Raw genomic sequence first — 21,902 nt, forward strand, 5'->3', positions numbered from 1 at the left:
AGGCGGCAGCGGTTGCGTCAGCCCCCCAGGCTATCGAGGATCGGGCAGTCTGGGCTGGCGTCGCCATGGCAGCAGGACACCAGCTCGCCCAGGGTGCTGCGCAGGCGGGTCAGTTCGCCGATCTTCTGGTCGAGCTCGGCGATGTGTCGCTTGGCCAGCGCCTTGACGTCGGCACTGGCACGCTGCCGGTCCTGCCAGAGACTGAGCAGCTGGCGGATCTCCTCCAGGCTGAAGCCCAGCTCCCGCGAGCGGCGGACGAAGGCCAGCACCCGCAGGTCTTCGGCGCCGTACTGGCGATAGCCGCTGTCGGTACGCCCGGCGGGCGCCAGCAGGCCGATGCGCTCGTAGTAGCGCAGCATCTTGGCGGTAAGGCCACTGGCCTTGGCGGCCTGACCGATATTCATGACAGGGAGTCTCCGGACGGGCGCCAGCGGCCGAGCAGCAGGGCATTGGCCAGGACACTGACGCTGGAAAAGGCCATGGCGGCACCGGCATAGACCGGATCGAGCAGACCCAGGGCGGCCAGCGGCAGGCCGATGACATTGTAGACGAAGGCCCAGAACAGATTCTGGCGGATCTTGCGCTGGGTGCGCCGGGCGATGTCCAGTGCCGCCACCACCTGGCGTGGGTCCTCCTGCAGCAGGGTGATGCCGGCCGCATGGCGCGCGGCGGCGGTACCTGAACCCATGGCGATGCCCAGTTCGGCGGCGGCCAGGGCCGGGGCGTCGTTGAGGCCGTCGCCGACCATGGCGACGCCGCCCCGGGTCGCCTGCAGCCGGGCCACCACGGCGGCCTTGTCGGCAGGCAACACCTCGGCCTCCCATTGCTCGATGCCCAGGGCGGTAGCCACCTGGCGGGCGCTGCCGCGGTTGTCACCGGTCAGCAGCCAACTGTCGATGCCGTCGCGGCGCAACCGGGCGATGGCCTCGGCAGCACCCGGACGGATCTCGTCGCCAAAGGCCAGCAGCCCCAGCACCCGCGCCGGGGCACCGGTCTCCAGCAGCCAGGACAGCGTAAGGCCCTGATCTTCCCAGGCGCGGGCGGCGTCGGCCAGCGGGCCGGCGTCCAGCTGTTGTTCGGCCAGCAGGCGCGCATTGCCCAGCAGCAGGGAGCGCTCCTGCCAGATACCCTGGAGGCCACGGCCGGGCAGGGCGCGCACGTCCCGGGCGGGCAGGGTGTCCAGACCGCGGTCGCGACAGGCCAGGAGGACCGCCGCGGCCAGGGGATGCTCGCTGCCGCGTTGCAGACTGCCGGCCAGGCTCAGCAATTCGGCTTCCTCGATGCCGGGTGCCGTGGCCAGCTGGCGCAGGCGCAACTGGCCGGCGGTCAGGGTGCCGGTCTTGTCGAAGACCACGCTGGTGATGCCCTGGGCGCGCTCCAGGGTCTCGGCGTCCTTGATCAGGATGCCGTGGCGCGCCGCCACTCCGGTGCCGGCCATAAGGGCGGCGGGGGTGGCCAGCCCGAGGGCGCAAGGGCAGGCGATGACCAGTACCGCCACGGCGGCGAGCAGACTGGGCTCCAGGGCGTGGCCGCTCAGCAGCCAGCCGAGCAGGGTGACCAGGGCCAGGGCCACCACCACCGGGACGAACACCCGGCTGATGCGATCCACCAGCTGCTGGATGGGTGCCTTGGTGGCCTGGGCGTCTTCCACCAGGCGGATGATGCCGGCCAGCACCGTCTCGCCACCCAGGGCGGTGACCTCGATCTGCAGATTGCCCTCGCCGTTGATGGCGCCCCCCACCACCTCGTCGCCGGGACCCTTGGCGACCGGGCGGCTTTCACCGGTGAGCAGGGCTTCGTCGACCTGGCTCTCACCCTGCAGGATGCGGCCGTCGGCGGGGATGCGTTCGCCCGGACGCAGCTGCAGGCGATCGCCCAGGCGCAGGCGATTCAGGGCGACTTCCTCTTCCTCGCCGTTCGCATCGAGGCGCCGGGCGCTTTCCGGGCGCAGGGCTTCCAGGGCGCGCAGCGCCGCGCCGGTGCGGCGCTTGGCGCGGGTTTCCAGGTATTTGCCCAGGCGCACCAGGGCGATGACCATGGCCGCCGTCTCGAAATAGAGGTGCGGGCTGCCCTTGACCAGCCAGAGATAGAGACTCAGGCCAAAGGCGGCGCTGGTGCCCAGGGCGACCAGCACATCCATGTTGCCGCTGCGCGCGCGCAGGGCATGCCAGGCGCCGCGATAGAAGCGCGCGCCGACGAGGAACTGCACCGGCGTCGCCAGCAGGAATTGCAGCCAGGCGGGCGGCATCAGGTGCCAGCCGAAGGGCGTCAGCAGCATGGGCAGGATCAGTGGCGCGGCCAGCAGCAGCGCCAGGGCCAGCTCCAGACCCTCCCAGGGCACACCCTGACGGGCCGGCGCTGAACGCTCGTCTTCGGCGTGGCGATCCTCGGCGCCGTAGCCGGCGGCTTCCACCGCGGCGATCAGGGCTGGCGTCTCGACCGCGGCCAGGGTCTTTACCCGGGCTCTTTCGCTGGCCAGGTTGACCTCGGCGGCCAGCACCCCGGGCACCGTACGCAGGACCTTTTCGATCCGACCGGCGCAGTTGGCGCAGCTCATGCCGGACAGCGCCAGGTCATGCTCGACCTCGGCCACCTGGTAGCCAGCCGCGCTGACCGCCTCGGCCAGCGCCGGCGCCGCGTCGACCGGCGCGCTGACGCGGGCCTTTTCGCTGGCCAGGTTGACACCGGCCGCGCTGACCGCCGGGACCTTTTGTAGGGCGCGCTCGACCCGACCGGCGCAGGCCGCGCAGGTCATGCCACTGATGGAGAGTTCGAATTCGTGCATGGGCACCTCCTGAGCTCAGTGTTGACCTTGACCTCGGGTCAAGGTCAACACTGGAACCCGAGCCTGGCGCTGGCGTCAGGAGAAAGAGGTCAAGACCGACAGGAGCAGACCATGCATGTCATCAAGGTGATCGGAATGAGTTGCGCCCACTGCGTGAGCGCCATCGAATCCGCCGTGCTCAAGGTGGACAATCGCGCCCGGGTGGAGGTGGACCTGCAGGCGGGCGAGGTGCGTATCGACAGCGCCGAGGTGAATGCGCCCTTCCGTCAGGCCATCGAGCAGGCGGGCTATACCGTCGCCGACTGAGTCCAGTCGCGCACGATGGCGCGGAAGAAGGTGGTGAATACCTGATCGGCGGCCAGCAGCGGGGCGAAGGTCTGTTCGTCGCGCAGCAGATCGGAGAGGGTGCCGAGAAACAGGCTGTGCAACATCCGGCTGGCCAGCTGCGGCGTCACGCCCGGCTGCAGGCGGGCGGCCTGGGCGGTGAAGAGGGCGTCGGTGATGCGGATGAACTGCCGCAGGAACTGCAGATCGCGCTCCTCGGCCTCGCGCAGCTCTTCGGTGAATTCGCAGCGGTGCAGCAGGATGGTCATCACCCGCTGCTCCCGCCCGGGCTGGGTGAATTTCGCCATGCCTTCGATGCACAGCTTGAACAGCCGCTGCAGGCTGTCTTCCTCGCCGTCGACGCGCAGGCGCTCGGTCAGTTCGTCGGCCGGGATCCTTATCTGGCTAAGCATTTCGTGGAACAGGTGGGCCTTGTTCTGGAAATGCCAGTACACTGCACCCCGGGTGACGCCGCATTCGCGGGCGATCATTTCCAGGCTGGTACGCGCCACGCCATTGGTCAGGAACAGGGCTTCCGCCGCATCGAGAATGGCTTGGCGGGTCTGTTCGGCTTCTTCTTTCGTACGACGCATGGGTGATCTGACTGGCAGTGGGTCTGCCACGCAGTCTAGCTCGCCTCGCCGCTTTTACAAACATGATTGTATGTAACTGCGTGACATTTCCGCTTCCACCGGATCAGGCTTCATGACCTTTCGCTTATTGTTGATTCTCGGGGCCCTCTCGGCCTTCGCTCCCTTCGCCATCGACATGTACCTGCCCAGCTTCCCCTCGCTGGCACGGTCGTTCGCCACCGATATCGAACACGTGCAGCTGAGTCTGGCGGTGTATTTCGCCGGTCTTGCCAGCGGCCAGCTGTTCTATGGCCCCCTGGCAGACCGCTTCGGCCGCCGCCTGCCGCTGCTGATCGGCATCGGCCTGTTCTGCCTGGCCTCGCTGGGCTGTGCCCTGGCGCCCAACCTGCCCTGGCTGATCGCCGCGCGCTTCGTCCAGGCCCTGGGCGGTTGCGCCGGCATGGTGATCGCGCGGGCCGTGGTACGCGATCTCTGCGAGCCGATGGCCGCGGCGCGGGCCTTTTCGCAGATCATGCTGGTGACCGGGATCGCCCCCATCATCGCGCCCTTTGCCGGCAGCCTGCTGCTCAGCACCTTTGGCTGGCAGGCGATCTTCGTCAGCCTGGCGCTGTTCGCCGCCGCCTGCGGCACCGCGGTGGCGCTCTGGCTGCCCGAATCCCTGCCGGCGCACCATCCGCGGCCGCCGCTGCGGGGGGCCTTGCGCAACTACCTGCGGCTGCTGCGCGATCGCACCTTCATCGGCCACACCCTCACCGGCGGCATCGCCATGGCCGGAATGTTCGCCTACATCTCCGGTTCGCCCTTCGTGCTGATCGAACTCTATGGCGTCAAACCCGAGCACTACGGCTGGGTATTCGGCCTCAACGCCGCCGGCTTCATCCTGCTCGGACAGCTCAATGCCCGCCTGGTGGTCCGCCAGGGCCCGGCCTTCTGGCTGCGGCGCGCGGTGGTGGCCTATGCCGCGGCGGGACTGGTCCTGCTGCTGGTCGGCGCCTTCCAGCCCAAGGCCCTGCCGGTGCTGATGGTCCCGCTGTTCTGCGCCATCGCCCTGCTCGGCGGCATCGTGCCCAACGCCTCGGCCTGCGCCCTGGCCGGGCAGGGCGCCAATGCCGGCAGTGCCTCGGCGCTGATGGGCAGCCTGCAATTCATCCTGGCGGCGCTGGCTTCCAGCAGCGTGGGCGCCCTGCACAACGGCACCGTGGTGCCCATGTGCGCGGTGCTGGCGCTCTGCGCGGTGGCGACCGCGCTGATGGCGCGCTGGACCCACAGATCCACAGCCGTCTGAGGTAGAGTGGATTTTTCCCGGCGCGGCAGGTCAGATAGGCGAACCCTCATCCTTCCAGGGACGCCGACATGACCTTCGCCTACTGGTGCATCTTCCTCGTCTACCTCGTGCCCTATGGCGCGGCCTACTACGCCAAGTTCAAGGGCAGCGGTTTCACGCCCGAGGACAATCGGGATCCGCGCAGCTTTCTCGGCAAGCTGGAGGGGGCCCGGGCGCGGGCCAACGCTGCCCAGCAGAATGCCTTCGAGATCAATCCGCTGTTCGCCGCGGCGGTAATCGTCGCCCATGTCACCGGTGGCGCCGACCAGGGCACCATCAACTTCTGGGCCTTCCTCTTCCTGCTGAGCCGCATCGCCTATACCTGGCTGTATATCCGTGACCACGCCACCCGCCGTTCGCTGGCCTGGGTCGGCGGGATATTTTGCTGCCTCTGCCTGTTCATCGCCGCGGCCTGAGTGCAACGTCGCTGCCGGTCTTGACCGGCAGCGACGGCTGTAGCTTCATTAGCGCCCTGTCTTTCCCGGCTGGCCGCCTGCATGACGTCTCCTTCGCCCGCCCAGCAGGTGCTGGGGCACTTCGCCGAGCTCGCCCAGTCCCGCGGCTATACCCTGGATGCAGCGCAACAGGCCGCCATCGACCGTTTTGCCCAGCTCGCCGACGAACTCCTGCGCCCGCGCCTGTTCCGTCGCCAGGCGCCGCGCAGTCTCTATCTCTGGGGCCCGGTAGGGCGCGGCAAGAGCTTCCTGCTGGACGGTTTCTTCGCCGCCCTGCCATTCGCCGAGAAGCGCCGGGTGCACTTCCATGCCTTCTTTCGTGAACTGCACGAGCGGATGTTTCGCCAGCCGCCGGGTGGCGATGCCCTGGCCGCCAGCCTGGACGAACTGCTCGCAGGTTGCCGACTGCTCTGCTTCGATGAATTCCATGTGCATGACATCGGCGACGCCATGCTCATCACCCGGCTGTTCAAGGCGCTGTTCAGCCGCAGCGTGGTGCTGATCACCACCTCCAACTATCCGCCGGAAGGACTGCTGCCCAATCCGCTCTACCACGAGCGCTTCCTGCCGGCGATCCGGTTGATCGAGACGCGCATGGGCATCCTCGCGGTGGCCGGTCCCCAGGACTATCGCGGCGCCAGTCCTGCCGAGCCCGATCCCTTCGGTATCGGTGCCTATCTCTGGCCGGGCAGCCTGGAACAGCGCCAGGCGCTGGGGCTGCCGCCGCTGGCGGAGACCCGGATCGAGGTACCGGTAGGCCATCGCAGCCTGCCCGCCATCAGCGCCGCGGAGGGGCTGCTGCACTTCAGCTTCGCCGATCTCTGCGAAGGCCCCACCGCGGTCCTCGACTACCTGACCCTGAGCGAAACCTGGCAGCGCTGGCTGCTCGATGCCGTGCCGCCGCTGCGCGACGCCAGTCCCGCCGCCCGCCAGCGCTTCATCAACCTGGTGGACGTGCTCTACGACCGTCGCCTGGCGCTGTTCCTGGTCAGCACCGCGCCCCTCGACGAGACCCTGGCCGACAGCGAGATCGCCGATATGTCGCGGACGCGCAGCCGGCTATCCCAGCTGCGGCAGATCGGGCTGGACTAGCGCTCTGTACGAAAGGTGCCTGCGCTCGGCGACCTTTCATACAGAGCCTAGCGCTCGGCCTTCAGCTTCGCCCCGTCCAGGTGCCAGCGGCGCTGCTCGGCCGAGGCGCCGTCGACGTCGTTGACCCGGCGTAGCTGATAGCGGCCGCTGAAGGTCTGGCGGGTACCGTCGGCGAGGCGCGCCTTGATCGTCACCGGGATGCTGACATAGCTCGAACCGGCCGCACCCTCGACCGGGCCAGGTTGACCGAGGGTCACCTGGACGCTGCGAGTCCTGGCATAGCCCTGGTGGAATTTCTCGTAGCTGTTGCCGGGCTGGCCATCGCTTCCCCATAGCTGCCAGGCGGTGCCGTAGTCCCGCGCATCCAGCGCCCGGTAGTAACGCCGGACCACGGCCGCCGCCGCCTCGGCGCTGCTGGGCAGCGGACCGCAACCGGGTTCCTTGGCCGCCTCGCCATCGCCGAACAGGGCGCAGCTGCGGGCGATCTCGTCCTGCATCAGGGCGCAGCTGTTGGCCGCGTTGCAGGGCGGTCGCGTGGCGGGGGAAAGCGCTCGGCAGGTGGTGGCCAGGGCCTGAGCGGGCCGCTGCCCGATTTCCTGGGCGCAACTGCGCGGTGAAGGCTCCGTGGCGGCCAGGGCGCCGGTGACGAGGGGCAGCAGCAGGGGGCAGAGCAGCCAGCGCGGGGACATCGGCGAGATCCTTGAGCAAAGTCCCAGCCTAGCAGGGCAGGGACGACGTGGAAAAAAGCCCGCGACGGTCATCCGTCGTCTGGCCACCTCGCTGACGTAAAAGCGTCATGTGGCCGGCGCAGGGTAGGCAAATCCCGTGTCGGAGTTCGCCCCATGCCTTCGTCCAGTCCAGTCGCCTCCCTGTCACCGCTGTCCCATCCCCTGCACAGTTCGCGCAAGCCCGGTCCGCTGCGGATCGTGCTGTTCATCGCGCTGCTGCTAACCGGTCTGGCGGTAACCCTCGGCGGTATCCACAACGATGTCAGCGATGCCCAGTCGCCGCCCACCACCTGGCTGCCCTTCGCCGGTCTGGCGCTGGCGCTGGTGATCGCCCTCGGCTTCGAATTCGTCAATGGCTTCCACGACACCGCCAACGCCGTGGCCACCGTCATCTACACCCACTCGCTGCCGCCCAATGCGGCGGTGCTCTGGTCCGGCTTCTGCAACTTCCTCGGGGTGCTGTTCTCCAGCGGTGCGGTGGCCTTCAGCGTCATCGCCCTGCTGCCGGTGGACCTGGTGGTGGAAATGGGCGCGGGCAAGGGCTTCGCCATGATCTTCGCGCTGCTGATCGCCGCCATCATCTGGAATCTCGGTACCTGGTGGCTGGGCTTGCCGGCGTCGTCCTCCCATACCCTGATCGGCTCCATCATCGGGGTCGGTCTGATGCATGCCTGGCTGGGTGGGATGGATGGCAGCAGCGGCGTGGACTGGGGCCAGGTGGCCAAGGTCGGCTATGCGCTGCTGTTCTCGCCGCTGATCGGCTTCGCCTGCGCCGCGCTGCTGCTGGTGCTGCTCAAGCGGATCGTGCGCGACCAGACGCTCTACCAGGAGCCGAAGAGCGCCGAGCCGCCGCCGCCGTGGATCCGCGGCCTACTGATCCTGACCTGCACCGGGGTGTCCTTCGCCCATGGTTCCAACGATGGCCAGAAGGGCATGGGCCTGATCATGCTGATCCTGGTCGGCGCCCTGCCGACCGCCTATGCGCTCAACCGAGCCGTGCCGGCCACGGCCACGCCAGCCTTCGCCGCCGTCGCCGAGGTCACCGCCAGCGGCCTGCGCCAGGCGGCGCCCCAGGCCGCACCGGCCGATCCCCACGGGGTGCTGCTGGAATTCGTGCGCAAGCGGCAGAGCAACCCCGAGGTGCTGCCCGCGCTGGCGGCCATCACCGACGACATCGCCCGCGAGGTGCGCCAGTACGGCGCGCTCAACAACGTGCCGGCGCAGAGCATGCCCAACGTGCGCAACGCCATGTACCTGGCCTCGGAATCCATCCGCCTGCTGGAAAAGGAGCACCTGCCGGGGCTGGCGCCCAAGGCGCAGGAGGATCTCAAGGAGTTCAAGCGGCAGATCGACCAGGCCACCCGTTTCATCCCGCTGTGGGTCAAGGTGGCAGTGGCCATCGCCCTGGGGCTGGGGACCCTGGTCGGCTGGCGGCGCATCGTCATCACCGTCGGCGAGCGTATCGGCAAGACCCACCTGACCTATGCCCAGGGCGCCTCGGCCGAACTGGTGGCCATGGGCACCATCGGCGCGGCGGACGCCTTCGGCCTGCCGGTCTCCACCACCCATGTGCTGTCGTCCGGGGTGGCCGGGACCATGGCCGCCAACGGCTCCGGACTGCAGTGGGCGACGGTACGCAATCTGGCGCTGGCCTGGGTGCTCACCCTACCGGTGGCCATGGCGCTGTCCGCGTCACTCTACTGGCTGCTGGTGCACCTGTTCTAAGAGCCTGATCAAAATCTGCTGCGCGTCGGCCAAACTGTGTTGAAAATGGCCTGGAAGGCCAGCCCCGTCGGAATGCTCATTTACCACTCGTAAACCCGAGCGCGGGTCCGATCCGCTTCCTCAGCTATTTTCGCGGGGCCGCCCAGGCCTTGTTTGTCTCTAGCTCGCGAGATTTTAACCAGGCTTTGACACGGCTTCGGTCAGGCAGCGGCGGAATAGCGCCACGGCCGGCAGGTCGCGCCCGGCGTGGCGAGCGATGACCTGCAGTTCGCGGTGGAAGGTGAGGGGGCCCAGGGACAGCCGGCGCACCCGGGGATGCTCCAGCCAGAGGCCGGCGCAGGGCACCAGGGCCACGCCCAGGCCGTGTTCCACCATCTTGACGATGGCATCGAGTTCGTCCAGTTCGAGCACCTGGCGCACCGCCAGCCGCTGCTCGCGCAGAAAGGCGCTGACCCGGCGCCCGCCAAAGGAGTGGCGGTCGTAGCGGATGAAGGGCTGGGTTTCCAGCAGCAGGCGCGGATCATCGCCGGGCAGGTCCGGCGGCGCGATCAGCACGAAGGGTTCCTGCAGCAGGGTGGTGGCGTGCAGCTCCTTGGGCAGTTCGAAGGGCGGGCGGATGAGGATGGCCAGATCCAGCTCGCCGGCATCCACCTGGCTGAGCAGCGCCAGGGATACGCCCGGCACCAGCCGCGGTTCCAGGCGTGGCGCCCGCTGGCGCAGCCGTACCAGGGTGCCGGGCAGCAGGCCGGTCTGGACGCTGGCGATGGCGCCGATGCGCAATTCGCCCTGGATCTCGTCACCGGCGCCGGCCATGCGCGCGTAGGTGGCGAGGATCTCTTCGGCCAGCGGCAGGGCCCGGCGACCGGCGGCATTGAGCAGGGCGCTGCGACCATTGCGGTCGAACAGGCTCACGCCCAGATTCTGTTCCAGGGTGCGGATCTGGGCGCTCACCGCCGAGGGCGTGAGGCCCACGTGCAGACCGGCCGCGGCAAAACTGCCATGGCGGGCCACGGCGAGCAGGGTCTTGAGTTCGCGAAGCATGATGGTGGCCTGAAGTCAGGAGAGGCCACTGTAGCGAGCCCCAAAATTTTTGTCGCTCGGGGGCAGTAAAATACGCTTTATGCACAGGAAAACCTGGGGTGAGAATGGCTGCATTCCCCCTCAGCAGGATTTCCCAGCATGGCCCTGTCGCCCTTTCACCTCGCCATTCCCGTTTACGATCTGGCCGCCGCCCGGCACTTCTACGGTGATGTCTTCGGCCTCGCCGAAGGTCGCTCCAGTGATCACTGGGTCGACTTCGACTTCTATGGCCATCAGCTGGTGATCCACGAGCACCCCAAGACCGCGTCCCAGGACGAGGCCCATACCAACGCCGTGGACGGGCACAACGTGCCGGTACCGCACTTCGGCATCGTGCTGGGCTGGGACGAGTGGGAAGCCCTGGCCGAGCGTCTGCGCGCCCGGGAAACCCGGTTCGTCATCGAGCCCTATATCCGCTTCCAGGGCCAGGTCGGCGAGCAGGCCACCATGTTTCTCTTCGACCCCTGCGGCAATGCCCTGGAGTTCAAGGCCTTCAAGGACATGAGCCAGCTGTTCGCCAAATAGGACGACTCGGCAGGTCTGATGTCACGCAACCTAGGCAAAAGACGCGGCAGCGGCCATCCTTGCAGCCTTGCCCGTCGCCCGGTTGCCGCCATGAATGCCCGCCAGCCCTTTCTCGATCCCTATCACCAGACCATCCGCCAGCTGTCCGATCGCATCGTCGCGGCCCAGGCGCCGATCCGCATCCTCGATGCGGTGAAGTGGGACGACGGGGTGCGCCAGGGTTTCCTGGAGGGCAAGGGCAAGCGCCTGCCGGCGGTGGATCGCGCCTTCTACGAGGGACGCCCGCTGGGCTTCGACGGCGATGCGCTCAAGGGCGAATTCCAGAGCATCGAGCGCGAGGTCACCCGCCAGCTCGGCCAGTTCAATCCGGTCGGCCAGATCATGAGGCGCATGTGCCGCGAATACCGCATGGTGATCCGCATGCTGCAGGCGCGCGGCACCCCGGATTTCGGCCTGATCTCCCAGGAGCTCTATGGCGCGGCCTCGGACGCTTTCCATGCCGGCGATCCGACCCTGGCCGACCTGGGCATGATGATGTCCAGCTACCTGGACAACATCGCCCATCGCGGCGCCCTGGAAGACGAACCCAAGACCCTCACCGCCAAGGACGCCGTGCCCATCCTGCAGGCGCGCCTCAATCGGGTGTTCGGTGAGACGGAAGGCACCATCCGGGTGTTCGAGTCAGATGGCATCGTCGCCGACGCCGCGGCCGGCGCCGACTACATCAAGGTGCGCGCCGACGCCCTGTTCAACGAACGCGACGTCCGTGCGCTGGAGGTCCACGAGGGCCTGGTGCACGTCGGCACCACCCTCAATGGCCAGAACCAGCCGATCTGCACCTTCCTGGCCAAGGGCCCGCCGTCGTCCACCGTGACCCAGGAAGGCCTGGCGATCCTCATGGAGGTGATCGCCTTCGCCTCCTATCCGACCCGGCTGCGCAAGCTGACCAATCGCACCCGCGCCATCCACCTGGCCGAGGACGGCGCCGATTTCCTCGAGGTGTTCCGCTTTTTCCAGGAGCAGGGCTACGACCTGGAGTCGGGCTACCAGAACGCCAGCCGGGTGTTTCGCGGCTCGACGCCGACGGGGCTGCCCTTCACCAAGGACCTGTCCTATCTCAAGGGCTTCATCCTGATCTACAACTACATCCAGCTGGCGGTGCGCAAGGGCAAGCTGGAGCAGATCCCGCTGCTGTTCTGCGGCAAGACCACCCTGGAAGACATGCGCATCCTGCGCCAACTGGTGGACGAAGGCGTGGTGGTACCGCCCAAGTACCTGCCGGCGCAATTCCAGGACCTCAACGCCCTGGCGGCCTGGATGTGCTTCTCCAACTTCCTCAATCACCTGAGCCTGGATCGGATCGAGGCGGATTACGCCAATATCCTCTAAGAGTCTGCTCAGGCGCTGACATGAAAAAGCCCCGGCAGGCCGGGGCTTTTTCGTTTCAAGGCGACGCTGGCGTCACTCGCCCTTGAAGGCCGCCGCGATGCTCGGCTCGCTGTCACCCGCGCGCGAATCAGTCGAACGCTCCGGCACGAAGGCCAGGGCGCGATTGAGGGCGCCGCAGGCTTCCAGGCCGCTGGCGCGGGCGATGGCTTCGGCCACGGCGCTGCCGGGAATGGTCTCGTCGCGCAGCAGCTGGTCGGTGATGTCGTCCAGCGCCGGCTTGAGTTCGGTGATCAGCGCCAGGCAGCGGTGATCCAGGCTGTGCAGCAGCTGATCGGCAGAGGCGATGCTGGGCCCGGCGTCGAACTCGATGCCGGCGTCGCGCAGGGCCTGCAGGCTGAGCAGCGAGCCGCTCGGGCCCATGCCCAGGGAGGCGACCATGGACAGCGCCAGCTTGGAGGCTTCCTGCAGATCCTGGGCGGCACCCGAGGAGACCTCGTTGAAGTACAGCTGCTCGGCGCAACGACCGGCCAGCAGCATCTGGATGCGGCCTTCGAGTTCCGACTTCAGGTGCAGGCGCTTGTCTTCGGTGGGGGTGATCAGGGTCACGCCCAGGGCCTGGCCACGGGGCAGCAGGGTGACCTTTTCCACCCGACCGACGTTGAGCACCGCGGCGACCAGGGCGTGACCGGCTTCGTGTACGGCGATGCGGGTGCGCTCGGCCGAACCCAGCGGGGTGACGCCGACCGGTTGCTCGCCGATGCGGCAGGTCTCGATGGCCTCGACGAAGTGCGCCATGGTCACGGCGCTGGCGTTCTCGCGCGCGGCCAGTAGGGCGGCGTGGTTGCTGATGTAGGCGATGGCCGCCGGGGTCAGGCCCACGGTGCCGCGGGAGAGGGCGGCCAGGTCCAGCTCGCCTGCGCAGGGCAGCTTGCCGGCATAGAGTTCGAACAGCGCACGGCGGTCTTCCAGACTCGGCAGCGGCACGGCGATGGTGCGGTCGAAGCGACCTTCGCGGCGCAGCGCCGGATCCAGGGAATCGGCGAAGTTGGTGGCGCCCAGCACCAGCACGCCGCTGGTGCCGTCGAAGCCGTCCAGCTCGGTGAGGAACTGGTTGATGATGCGGTTGGCCTCGGCATCGCTGGAGCGCGACTGCTCGGCGCGGCGGCCGATGCCGTCGATCTCGTCGATGAAGATGATGCAGGGCGCCTTCTTGCGCGCGGTGCGGAACAGCGACTTGACCTTCTGGATGCCGACCCCGAAGAACATCGAGGAGAAGTCGCTACCGGTCACCTGGATGAAGTGGGCGTTGCACTCGGTGGCCAGGGCCTTGGCCAGCTGGGTCTTGCCGGTGCCGGGCTCGCCGGTCAGCAGCACGCCCTTGGGCGGACGGGCACCCAGGGCGGCGAAGGCCTTGGGATTGCGCAGGCAGGTGGTGACGTCTTCCAGCGCCCGCTTGGCTTCGGCGGCGCCGACCACATCCTTGAAGGAGATGCCGGTGCCCTTGCGATGCAGCTTGAAGGGGCTGGCGAATCTCAGGGCCAGGGGGATGGCCAGCAACAGCAGGAGCAGGTAGCCCGGCAGGTTGATCAGCAGGGCGTCGAGCCAGGGATGACGCTGCCCGGATTCGCTCCAGGTGGCCACCGGGAACAGCGGTTCGGCCTGGGTGGCGTAGTCGGCCAGCAGGCGATCGGCGATGCGCCCGCCGTTGTCGGCCACGGCGTAGTGCTCGCCGCGATTGGTGTCTATGTAGAGGGTGTGATCACCGATCACGGCGCCGGTGATGGCCTTGGCGCGCAGATCGCCCAGCAGCACGGAGAGATCACGTGGCTGCTGGGTCCAGTGTTCGGGAGCCTGCTGCACGCTGGCGAGCATGGCGGTGGCGGTAGGCGCCGGCGTGCTGGGCGTGAGCCACAGCCAGCTGGCCAGGCTGAGGACGGTGACGAGGGCCAGGGCGCCGGCGATGAGCAGGCGCGGATATTTGGAAACGACGGACTTCTTCATTCACATACCGTTAGGGTAGGAGCGACATCGGACGCGGACTCCCGGATTATCGGCCTGTGGCGAAAAGGGTGAACCTCAGTTCCCCGGAAAACGATGAGTGGACTCACCATCCGTCGAGTAGCGTCACACTTTCGGTCTTTTTCGCGGTCCGCAAGACCCTGTTGTTTTGCCGCAGATGTCAGGAGTCAACGCATCCATGCCCAATCCCATCGACTGTCGCGACGGTCTCGCCGCGTTGCCGCCGGTGCTGCTCGAACACCTGCGCCAGGCCGACGAGGTGCTGGTCCTGACCGGTGCCGGCGTGTCGGCGGAAAGCGGCATCGCCACCTTTCGCGAGGCCCTGAACGGGCTCTGGGCGCGCTTCGATCCGGCGCAACTGGCCACGGCCGAAGCCTTCGTCGAGGATCCGGTGCGGGTCTGGAGCTGGTACGAGTGGCGACGTGCCCAGGTGCTGGCGGCCCAGCCCAATCCCGCGCATCGTGCCCTGGCGGACTGGGGCCGGCAGCACGGGCGGTTGCGCCTGGTCACCCAGAATGTCGACGACCTGCACGAGCGCGCGGGCAGTCGCGAGGTGATTCATCTGCACGGCAGCCTGCATGCGCCGCGCTGCTTCGCGTGTGCGCGGCCCTTGGCAGCGCCGGCGTTGCCGGAATCGGCGGAGCAACTCGTGGCGCCGCCGCTCTGTCCCGCCTGTGGCGGTCTGGCCCGGCCTGGGGTGGTCTGGTTCGGCGAGGCTTTACCGGCAGAGGCCCTGGCCAGCGCCTGGGCCCTGGCCGAGCGCTGTGACCTCTGCCTGGTGGTCGGTACCTCGGGGCTGGTGCAGCCGGCGGCCAGTCTGCCCGGGGTGGCGCGCCAGCAGGGCGCCACGGTGGTGCGCATCGATCCGCAGCCGGCGGCGGATTTCAAGGGTGACTGGCAGCTGCTGGGCGCAGCCGGGATGATTCTGCCGGCGCTGCTGGAGCGCCTCTAGCCTTTAGTGCAGCGCCTGGCCACCGGTCCCCAGGGCATCCAGGGCGCGCTTGAGGGCGGTGTAAGCCTGACGCTGCTCGTCGTCTTCGGTCAGCAGGCCGTCGAACAGGGTGGCGACCAGCGCCGGATCCTGGGCGACGAAGCGGTCGATCAGGACGTCGTTGTCCTGGCGCCCGGCGGTGATCAGCAGCACGGCGAGCTGGGCGACATAGCGCGCCGCCAGCGGATAGGCCTTGAGAAAGACCTTGAAGGGCGCATCGGCCAGTCCCGGCGCGAAACCCTTGGCCAGGCCCTGCTGGGCCGCGGCGATGGCCTGGCGGACGGCGTCCTGCCAGTTGCCGGCGGTCACCGCGCCCGCCGGCAGGGCGCGGCGCATCTGGCCGAGCAGGCTGTTGAGGAAGATGCGGCGGTTGGTCTGGTAATCGTCGTCGGTATCGAGCAATTCGCGGCGAATGCGGACCAGGACGCGATCGTCCTCGGCGTCGGCGGTCACCGCCTGCTTGAAGGCCAGGGTCAGTTCGCGGTCCAGCAGGCCGGGCTTGCGACCTTCCAGCTCGGCCTGCAGCAACGGACCGCTGGAGTCGGCGAAGAAGAAGCGCTCGGCGTGGGGCGCCAGGCGTTCGCGCAGGCGCGGCCAGAGCTCCGCCGCGAACAGTTGCTCGGCCGTGCTGCCGGAAACGATGACGCGGTGCTGCGGCGCCTCGGCCAGATAGTCGAACAGCGCGGGGGTATCGAGCGCGGTGCGATCGACGATGAGGTAACGGTGCTTCACGGCAACTCCTGAATGCGACGGCCGCACCTGTCGGGGTGCGGCGGGATGGCCGTTAGTCTATAGGAAGGCGGGAACGCTTGGCCCGGGCTTTGGCCTAATCAACCAGGGTGCAGCCCGCGACACCCTTCCTTTCGCGGCCGGAGGACACCAAGATGCGCAAGACCCCGCTGATCCTTGCCCTGAGCGCTGCCCTGGCCCTGGTGGCCGGTCCCAGCCTGGCCGCCAGCAGCAACAACGACGCCGGGGTGACCGGCAACGGCATCGGCGCCCCGGGCAGCTCCAACACCAGCAACAGAGACAGCGCGGACGATACCTCCAGCGCCACGCCGTCCACCCAGAAGAAGGCCGACAAGACGCCTGCCACCAAGGGCCAGGGCAGCCAGCAGAAGCGCGTGCTTAACGATTGATGGTCAAACAAAAGGCGCCTCTCAGGGCGCCTTTTTTCGATCGCAGCCTGTGACGGCGGAAAAGTCTCAGCAGGCGCGGGTGTAGCGGACCTGCCAGTCGAGTCGCTCATGGGTGGCCCGCTCGATACGGGCGCGACTGTCGCAGATGAAGGCTTCCAGCAGGGAGTTGTCCAGCAGATCGACCCGCGCGATGCGGCGTTGCAGGAGCGCCGTACCGTTGGGCGCATAGACCTCGACGTTGAAGGTCGCCTGATCCTGGGCGGTCATGGCGCACAGCATCGGTTGAAAAGCGCCCTTGATAATGGTGTTCGCATCCGTGAACTTCAGCGGCTCGGCCATCGCAATCACTCCTGTCAGCTATAACGCTTCGACCGATTCTTGGGCGACCCGTTCGACTTTTGCCATGACCGGCTGGCAGATTTGTGATGCAGGCGGTGGCGCTGCCCGTGCAGGGGACGGCCGGTCAGTTGATCAGGGTACCGAAGGCCTTGTCCGCCTCTATCACCTCGGGCAGTTCGCCCAGCAGAAGCTCCAGATCCACGCCTTCCAGCAGCGGATTGGCCAGCGCCGCCTTGGCCTGGTCGTTGATGCCGCCGTGCCGCCGCAGGACAAAGGAAATCAGGCGCGCCTGGGCAACCATGCGCGCCGGAGCGGAATCCTCGGGCGCATCCTGGGGATGCAGCTGGTAGGCGATGGCATGCTGGATCACCACCGGCAGCTGCCAGCGGCGGGCCAGCTCGGCGCCCACCTCCGGATAGCCGAAGCCGATGGCCTGGTCGGCCGGCACCGGGGCGCGCTGCTCGGCGTCGATGCGCACGGCGATGTCGGGTGCCGCGGTCCTGATCAGCAATTCGCCGATGCTGTGCAGCATGCCGCAGGTGAAGGCGGTCTCGGGATCGGCACCGGCCTGGCGGGCGAGGACGCGGCAGATGCTGGCCACATCGAAGCTGTGCTGCCAGAAGTCCCGCGGATCGAAGCTGGGGTTGTGGCGGAAGGCCGCGGTCACCGCCGAGGCCAGCACCAGGGTGCGCAGGGCGTCGAAGCCCAGGCGGATGGCGGCGCCTTCGATGCTGGTGGACGGTCGCACGCCACGAAAACGCACCGAGTTGGCCAGGCGCAGGACCTTGGCCGAGAGCACCGGATCCAGCGCCAGGTTGCGAGCGACGTCTTCGATGCTGCTGTTAGGATCGTCGAACTGCTGGATCAGCTCCTGAGCCACCTTGGGAATGCTGGGAAGGGTATGCAGGTGATCGAACAGAGCATCGATTTCCATGATGGCGCCTGGTTTGTTCTATACCGAAGGTGGGAACTGATAAGTCGCTGAAAGCATGAACGACGGCCTGGGCGCTGCCAAGCCTAGCCGAGAATCCGCAGCGATGAGCTTAGCGGGCCGGGCGCTGCGGGTTGCAGGATGAGCTGACCGGTGGCGTCATTTCGCCGCCGTCCGTTGGCTCGATCCGTGCGTGGCCGTGGTCCTATGCGTTCCAGTGATGGGCGAAGCGATAACCAGACGTCTATTGTCTTGCTTGAGTCCGCTTTCCGCCGACGACGGGCCACGAATGGGATAGCATCCAGTGATATCAGTTGGCCACTAAATTTGGCGTTCGAGTTGTGCAATGACTTATCAGACTCACATTCGCCAGATGCTGCAGTTGCCCAATGTGCTGGCGCAGAGCACCGGCATCCTGGGCTGGTTGATCAGCACGCTGATCAACCCCTTCCTGACCGCCGGGGTGCCGGCCTGGGGCTGGCTGGCCTTTGCCGGCATGATCGGCTCCTGCCTGGCCATGACCACTGCCCGGCGTTTCGCCGTCTGGCGCCTGTTCGCCCTGGTATTCGTGCTGTTCGAGGCCCTGGCCTTTCGCTTCCAGATCCTCGGCATGGGCGAGGCTGGCCATGCCTGGATGATTCCCATGGCCATCGTCATCATCCTCGGCTCGACCATTCTGTTTTCCCATGTGCTCGACTACGGCATCGCCGCCGCGGCGGTCTGGTTGCTGCTGTTCTATGGCGAACTGGACACCATCACCGCGGCGGCCCTGCCGCTGTTCGTGGTCATGCTGGGGGCCAGCCTGGCATTGGGGCTGTTGCTCAATGCCACCTTCGTCCGCATCGTCGCCAGCACCCTGGAACTCAAGGAAAGCTATCGGCTGCAGGCGGAAACCGATGCCCTCACCGGGATCAGCAACCGCCGCGCACTAATGCTGGACATGGAGCAGGTCTGCCGAGAGGGATCGCCGTCCTGGTATTTCGTCATGCTCGACATCGACGACTTCAAGCGGATCAACGACAGATTCGGCCACGACGTGGGGGACCAGGTGCTCAAGGAGATGGCCGTTACCCTGGGCAGGCACTTCCCGGGTGGACGCTTCGGGCGCCTGGGCGGCGAGGAATTCGGCGTGCTGTTGCAGGCCGAGGATGAGCGCCAGCTGGCGCAGCGACTGCAGGCGCTGCTGGACGATATCCGCAGCAGCACCTGTACCGGCAGCTGTTTTTCCTTCAGCGCCGGGGTGGCGCGCCTCGCCCCGGGCTATCAGCCCTCGGAGCTGCTCAAGCAGGCCGATGGCGAGCTCTATCAGGCCAAGCGCGCCGGCAAGGACCGGGTGCACTACCGCGGCGGCATGATCTGCGGCTAGGCCCGTCCGCACGGCGCCCTGGCTACGTCTAGAGCCCCTGATCTGCCAGCGGCGGATGGGTGCGATTGCGGCCCAGGTGCTTGGCGCGGTAGAGCGCGGCATCGGCGCTGGCCAGCAGGTCGGCGGGCTGGGGCGGCGGGGTCTGGCCGGGCGGCTGGACGGCGATGCCGAGACTGACGGTGATGCGACCGAAGGGACTGGTGGCATGGGCCACCTCCAGTACCTGCAGGCGTTCCTGGACCGTGGCGGCCACCCGCTGGGCGCCGCTTTCGTCGCAGTTGGGCAGCAGCAGGACCATCTCCTCACCCCCGTAGCGCGCCGCCAGGTCGCCCGGGCGGCGCGCCGCCGAGGCCACCACGCCGGCCACCGCCTGCAGACAGCGATCGCCCGCGGGATGGCCGTAGTGGTCGTTGTAGGCCTTGAAGTGATCGATGTCGATCATCAGCAGGCTGAGCGACTGGGCGTTGCGTTGCGCCCGGGCCAGCTCCACCGGCAGCAGGTTGTCGAACTGCCGACGATTGCCCAGCCCGGTCAGGCTGTCCTTGAGCGTCAGCAGGTGCAACTCGTCATGGGCCTGGCGCAGGGCCACGGCGCTGCGTTCGCCGGCGCGGATCTCGCGCAGCAGGCTGAAGCCGAAGACCAGCATGCCGACGATGATGAGGCCCACCACCGTCACCGATCTCAGCATGTCCTGGCGCCAGCTGGCGAGGATGTCGCTCCGGGAGATACCGGCCAGCGCCACCAGCGGATAGCCTTCCAGATGCTGGAAGGCATAGAGGCGTTCGCGGCCGTCGAGCATGGCGCGCACCAGGGCGGTACCGCTGGGGGCCTGGGTCACGTACTGGCGAAACAGCGTGCTGCTGGCCAGCGGGGTGCCGACGTGCTCGGGCACATAGGGCCGGCGGACCATCAGGGTGCCATCGTCCTGCGCCAGGGTGATGGCGCCGCGGGCGTCCAGTTTGAAGCGCTCGTAGTAGTCGACGAAGTACTGCAGGCGGATGGTGGCCAGCAGGACACCGGCGAAGCGACCGTCGCGGTCTTCCAGCCGGCGTGATACCGGGATGATCAACTCGTGGGTGCTGCGACTCTCGATCACCGTGCCGACGTGCAGCACGTCGGCGGCGTGCTGGCGGTGAAACTGGAAATACTCGCGATCGGCATTGTTGGCCCGGGGCGGCTCGCTGCTCTTGTCGGTCACCCGCCATTCGCCATCGCGACCGTAGATGAACAGCCCGTGCAGTTGCGGCAGGAGGGCGGCCTGGCGCGCCAGCAGGCGATGCACCCGGGGGCGGTCCAGGTGATCGAGGGGTTGATCCTCCAGGCGGTCGCGGATGCTGACCAGCAGCGAATCCGCTTCCTTGATGGCGTCGTCGGCATGCTGCGCCGCCGCCAGGGCGATGTTGCCGACGTCGCTGCGCGCGCTGGCGAAGGCGTTCTGGTAATTGCGCCATACCTGCCAGGACTCCAGCGCCAGGATCACCGCGACGGCACAGACCAGCAGCCACAGCGCCCGGCGCTGGGTGGCCGGGTTGCGCGGCGGGAGGGGAGTATCGTCGGCGTCGACCATGGCGGGAAAGCTTCCTCGTCCTCGGTGTGCAGGAGACCGCGCGCCGGGCGATTCAGGCCACTACACGGGGATAAAAGTCAGACAAGTCTACAGTTTCGTCGGAATCTTGCAGAGCGTACGAATCCTCGCGTCACAGCCGTGGTCACTAGCGATATAGCTGTCCTTGAGATGGCGCCCAGCCAACTGCCCGACCGGGAGGTCAAAGATGTCGCAGATCGCCGAACAGATCGTCGAAGACGCCATGCAGCGCATCGAGGAGAACGAGCCGCAGCATGCCGCCGATCCCGTGCGCAACTTTTCCCTGACCCTGACCGATCCCGCGGAGATCCGGGTCGGTGCGGAAATCTACTTTCTCTTCGAACAGCGCCTCAAGGGGTTCTATCCGGATGCCCGGGTAGTAGTGCGCGGTCATGCCGCCGAGGGCTACAACATCACCGCCCAGGTCGAGCGTCGCCGCTCGGCCTGATGGCCGCGCCCTCGGCTCGTGCTAGCTGGGGGCCAGCTTGACCAGTTGCCGGGCCAGCAACGGCCCGGTCAGCACCACCCCGATCAGGCGCAGCGCCTGCATGGCCAGCACCAGGCCGACATCGGCATGGGCATCCACCGCGATGATGGCCATGGAATCCAGTCCGCCCGGACTGGTCGCCAGGTAGGCGGTAAGAAATTCCACGTGCATCAGCTTCGCCATCAGCAGGGCCGAGAAGGCACAGAGCGCGATCAGCAGCAGTGAGGCGAAGATCAACTTGGGCAGGGCGCGCCAGACATAGGCGACCGTGGCCCGGTCGAATCTCAGGCCGACATAGCAGCCCATGGCGCCATAGGCCGCCGCGAGCAGCAGATGGGGCAGGGTGATGTCCAGCCAGCCGTTGAGTTGCAGCAGGGCGCCGAGGGCGATCGGCAGCAGCAGGGCACCGGCAGGAAACAGCCGGCCGCCCAGCCAGCTGCCGGCGAGGGCCACCGCCAGGGTCAGGGCCAGGTTGAAGGCGAAGTGGCCGTCCAGGCTGACCACCGTCGCCTGATGCCCGGTGCCGCTGCCTTCGGCGCCCAGCAACCGGCCGACCAGGGCACTGATCAGCACCACGCAGACCACCCGGACATATTGCATGGTGGCGACGATGCGGGGATCGGCGCCGTATTCCTCGGCCATGGCCACCATGGCGGCCGCGGCGCCAGGCGTGGTGCCCCAGGCAGCGGTACTGCCGGGCAGACCACCGAAGCGCACCAGCAGGGCGCCGGTGAGCAGGCTGAGCAGCACGGTCAGGGCGGTGGCCAGCAGCATCACCGGCCAGTGTTCGGCGACCGTGAGCAGCACCGCGGCGGTCATGGCATGGGCGATCAGGCAGCCCACCACGCCCTGGCCGGTCTGGAACAGACGCCGTGGCAGGCGAATGGTGGCGCCGCAGACGCCAAAGCCGATGGCCACCAGCATGGGGCCGAGAAAGAGCGCCGCGGGAACTTGCAGCCAGCTGAGTCCGCCGCCGACCAGGGCGGAGCAGAGGATCAGGGCCAGCCATTGCAGCAGTGGAGGAT

At 67.6% G+C, this 21,902-nt stretch carries 22 protein-coding genes; 11 read left to right on the forward strand and 11 right to left on the reverse strand.

What is annotated here, in order from left to right; translation table 11 throughout:
* Positions 1-17: 17 nt before the first annotated feature.
* Positions 18-404, reverse strand: coding sequence for a Cu(I)-responsive transcriptional regulator (gene cueR, locus OMP44_RS24390; protein ID WP_187978510.1), 387 nt, complete (start codon positions 402-404; stop codon positions 18-20).
* Positions 401-2,785 (reverse strand): heavy metal translocating P-type ATPase, encoded by a 2,385-nt coding sequence (locus OMP44_RS24395; RefSeq protein ID WP_280311536.1) that lies wholly within the window; start codon positions 2,783-2,785, stop codon positions 401-403. Before OMP44_RS24395 ends, cueR begins: the two co-directional genes overlap by 4 nt.
* 111 nt (positions 2,786-2,896) lie before the next feature.
* On the opposite strand from OMP44_RS24395, the gene OMP44_RS24400 reads away from it, so the two are divergent.
* On the forward strand, positions 2,897-3,091 hold the full coding sequence (locus OMP44_RS24400) for a cation transporter (protein WP_133862867.1): 195 nt from the start codon (positions 2,897-2,899) through the stop codon (positions 3,089-3,091).
* On the opposite strand, the gene OMP44_RS24405 is transcribed toward OMP44_RS24400, so the two are convergent.
* Complete coding sequence (locus tag OMP44_RS24405; protein WP_133862868.1) at positions 3,073-3,702, reverse strand: TetR family transcriptional regulator; 630 nt, start codon at positions 3,700-3,702, stop codon at positions 3,073-3,075. The genes OMP44_RS24400 and OMP44_RS24405 overlap by 19 nt on opposite strands.
* 112 nt (positions 3,703-3,814) lie before the next feature.
* Here OMP44_RS24405 and OMP44_RS24410 point away from each other — a divergent pair, with 112 nt between their 5' ends.
* From OMP44_RS24410 to zapE, 3 genes are all read left to right on the forward strand, one after another.
* Entirely contained in the window at positions 3,815-4,987 is a 1,173-nt protein-coding gene (locus tag OMP44_RS24410; RefSeq protein ID WP_133862869.1) for a multidrug effflux MFS transporter, read from the forward strand.
* Between the two features lie 68 nt (positions 4,988-5,055).
* A complete protein-coding gene (locus tag OMP44_RS24415) occupies positions 5,056-5,442 on the forward strand; it encodes an MAPEG family protein (protein WP_133862870.1) in 387 nt (128 codons plus the stop codon).
* A gap of 81 nt (positions 5,443-5,523) precedes the next feature.
* Positions 5,524-6,573 (forward strand): cell division protein ZapE, encoded by a 1,050-nt coding sequence (gene zapE / locus OMP44_RS24420; RefSeq protein WP_280311537.1) that lies wholly within the window; start codon positions 5,524-5,526, stop codon positions 6,571-6,573.
* 47 nt (positions 6,574-6,620) lie between these two features.
* Here zapE and OMP44_RS24425 read toward each other — a convergent pair whose 3' ends face one another.
* Positions 6,621-7,262: a hypothetical protein gene (locus OMP44_RS24425; RefSeq protein ID WP_280311538.1), complete on the reverse strand. Its 642-nt coding sequence runs from the start codon at positions 7,260-7,262 to the stop codon at positions 6,621-6,623.
* A 153-nt stretch (positions 7,263-7,415) separates the two neighbouring features.
* Here OMP44_RS24425 and OMP44_RS24430 point away from each other — a divergent pair, with 153 nt between their 5' ends.
* Entirely contained in the window at positions 7,416-9,026 is a 1,611-nt protein-coding gene (locus OMP44_RS24430; protein WP_280311539.1) for an inorganic phosphate transporter, read from the forward strand.
* A 174-nt stretch (positions 9,027-9,200) separates the two neighbouring features.
* Here OMP44_RS24430 and OMP44_RS24435 read toward each other — a convergent pair whose 3' ends face one another.
* Positions 9,201-10,067, reverse strand: a complete 867-nt coding sequence (locus OMP44_RS24435; protein ID WP_280311540.1) for a LysR family transcriptional regulator — start codon at positions 10,065-10,067, stop codon at positions 9,201-9,203.
* Between the two features lie 138 nt (positions 10,068-10,205).
* On the opposite strand from OMP44_RS24435, the gene OMP44_RS24440 reads away from it, so the two are divergent.
* Together OMP44_RS24440 and OMP44_RS24445 are read left to right on the forward strand one after the other, a co-directional pair.
* Positions 10,206-10,631 carry a VOC family protein gene (locus OMP44_RS24440; RefSeq protein WP_133862875.1) on the forward strand — a complete coding sequence of 142 codons (426 nt, stop codon included), beginning with the start codon at positions 10,206-10,208 and terminating at the stop codon, positions 10,629-10,631.
* A 90-nt stretch (positions 10,632-10,721) separates the two neighbouring features.
* Complete coding sequence (locus OMP44_RS24445) at positions 10,722-12,020, forward strand: flavohemoglobin expression-modulating QEGLA motif protein (RefSeq protein WP_007162583.1); 1,299 nt, start codon at positions 10,722-10,724, stop codon at positions 12,018-12,020.
* Positions 12,021-12,092: 72 nt separating this feature from the next.
* Here the strand turns inward: OMP44_RS24445 and OMP44_RS24450 are convergent, their stop codons facing one another.
* Positions 12,093-14,021 carry an AAA family ATPase gene (locus OMP44_RS24450; protein WP_280311541.1) on the reverse strand — a complete coding sequence of 643 codons (1,929 nt, stop codon included), beginning with the start codon at positions 14,019-14,021 and terminating at the stop codon, positions 12,093-12,095.
* 196 nt (positions 14,022-14,217) lie between these two features.
* Here OMP44_RS24450 and OMP44_RS24455 point away from each other — a divergent pair, with 196 nt between their 5' ends.
* A complete protein-coding gene (locus tag OMP44_RS24455; protein WP_280311542.1) occupies positions 14,218-14,991 on the forward strand; it encodes an SIR2 family NAD-dependent protein deacylase in 774 nt (257 codons plus the stop codon).
* Positions 14,992-14,994: 3 nt separating this feature from the next.
* Here the strand turns inward: OMP44_RS24455 and OMP44_RS24460 are convergent, their stop codons facing one another.
* Entirely contained in the window at positions 14,995-15,762 is a 768-nt protein-coding gene (locus OMP44_RS24460) for a hypothetical protein (RefSeq protein ID WP_280311543.1), read from the reverse strand.
* Positions 15,763-15,914: 152 nt separating this feature from the next.
* Between OMP44_RS24460 and OMP44_RS24465 the strand changes: the two genes are divergently transcribed.
* The gene (locus tag OMP44_RS24465) at positions 15,915-16,169 is read left to right on the forward strand and encodes a hypothetical protein (RefSeq protein ID WP_133862880.1); all 255 of its coding nucleotides are present in this window, start codon (positions 15,915-15,917) and stop codon (positions 16,167-16,169) included.
* A 66-nt stretch (positions 16,170-16,235) separates the two neighbouring features.
* On the opposite strand, the gene OMP44_RS24470 is transcribed toward OMP44_RS24465, so the two are convergent.
* Both OMP44_RS24470 and OMP44_RS24475 read right to left on the reverse strand, forming a co-directional pair.
* Positions 16,236-16,508, reverse strand: a complete 273-nt coding sequence (locus OMP44_RS24470; protein WP_133862881.1) for a hypothetical protein — start codon at positions 16,506-16,508, stop codon at positions 16,236-16,238.
* A gap of 124 nt (positions 16,509-16,632) precedes the next feature.
* A complete protein-coding gene (locus OMP44_RS24475) occupies positions 16,633-17,445 on the reverse strand; it encodes an HDOD domain-containing protein (protein ID WP_218568720.1) in 813 nt (270 codons plus the stop codon).
* Between the two features lie 340 nt (positions 17,446-17,785).
* On the opposite strand from OMP44_RS24475, the gene OMP44_RS24480 reads away from it, so the two are divergent.
* Positions 17,786-18,805 carry a GGDEF domain-containing protein gene (locus OMP44_RS24480; RefSeq protein WP_280311544.1) on the forward strand — a complete coding sequence of 340 codons (1,020 nt, stop codon included), beginning with the start codon at positions 17,786-17,788 and terminating at the stop codon, positions 18,803-18,805.
* A gap of 28 nt (positions 18,806-18,833) precedes the next feature.
* Here the strand turns inward: OMP44_RS24480 and OMP44_RS24485 are convergent, their stop codons facing one another.
* Positions 18,834-20,372 carry a GGDEF domain-containing protein gene (locus OMP44_RS24485; RefSeq protein WP_280311545.1) on the reverse strand — a complete coding sequence of 513 codons (1,539 nt, stop codon included), beginning with the start codon at positions 20,370-20,372 and terminating at the stop codon, positions 18,834-18,836.
* Between the two features lie 205 nt (positions 20,373-20,577).
* Between OMP44_RS24485 and OMP44_RS24490 the strand changes: the two genes are divergently transcribed.
* Entirely contained in the window at positions 20,578-20,838 is a 261-nt protein-coding gene (locus OMP44_RS24490) for a hypothetical protein (protein WP_133862885.1), read from the forward strand.
* Between the two features lie 21 nt (positions 20,839-20,859).
* Here the strand turns inward: OMP44_RS24490 and OMP44_RS24495 are convergent.
* Positions 20,860-21,902, reverse strand: a 1,043-nt coding sequence (locus tag OMP44_RS24495) for an AbrB family transcriptional regulator (RefSeq protein ID WP_280311546.1), incomplete at its 5' end; no start/stop codon positions are given.

Source organism: Pseudomonas flavocrustae (genome assembly GCF_029872515.1).
GTDB lineage: Bacteria > Pseudomonadota > Gammaproteobacteria > Pseudomonadales > Pseudomonadaceae > Chryseomonas > Chryseomonas aestiva.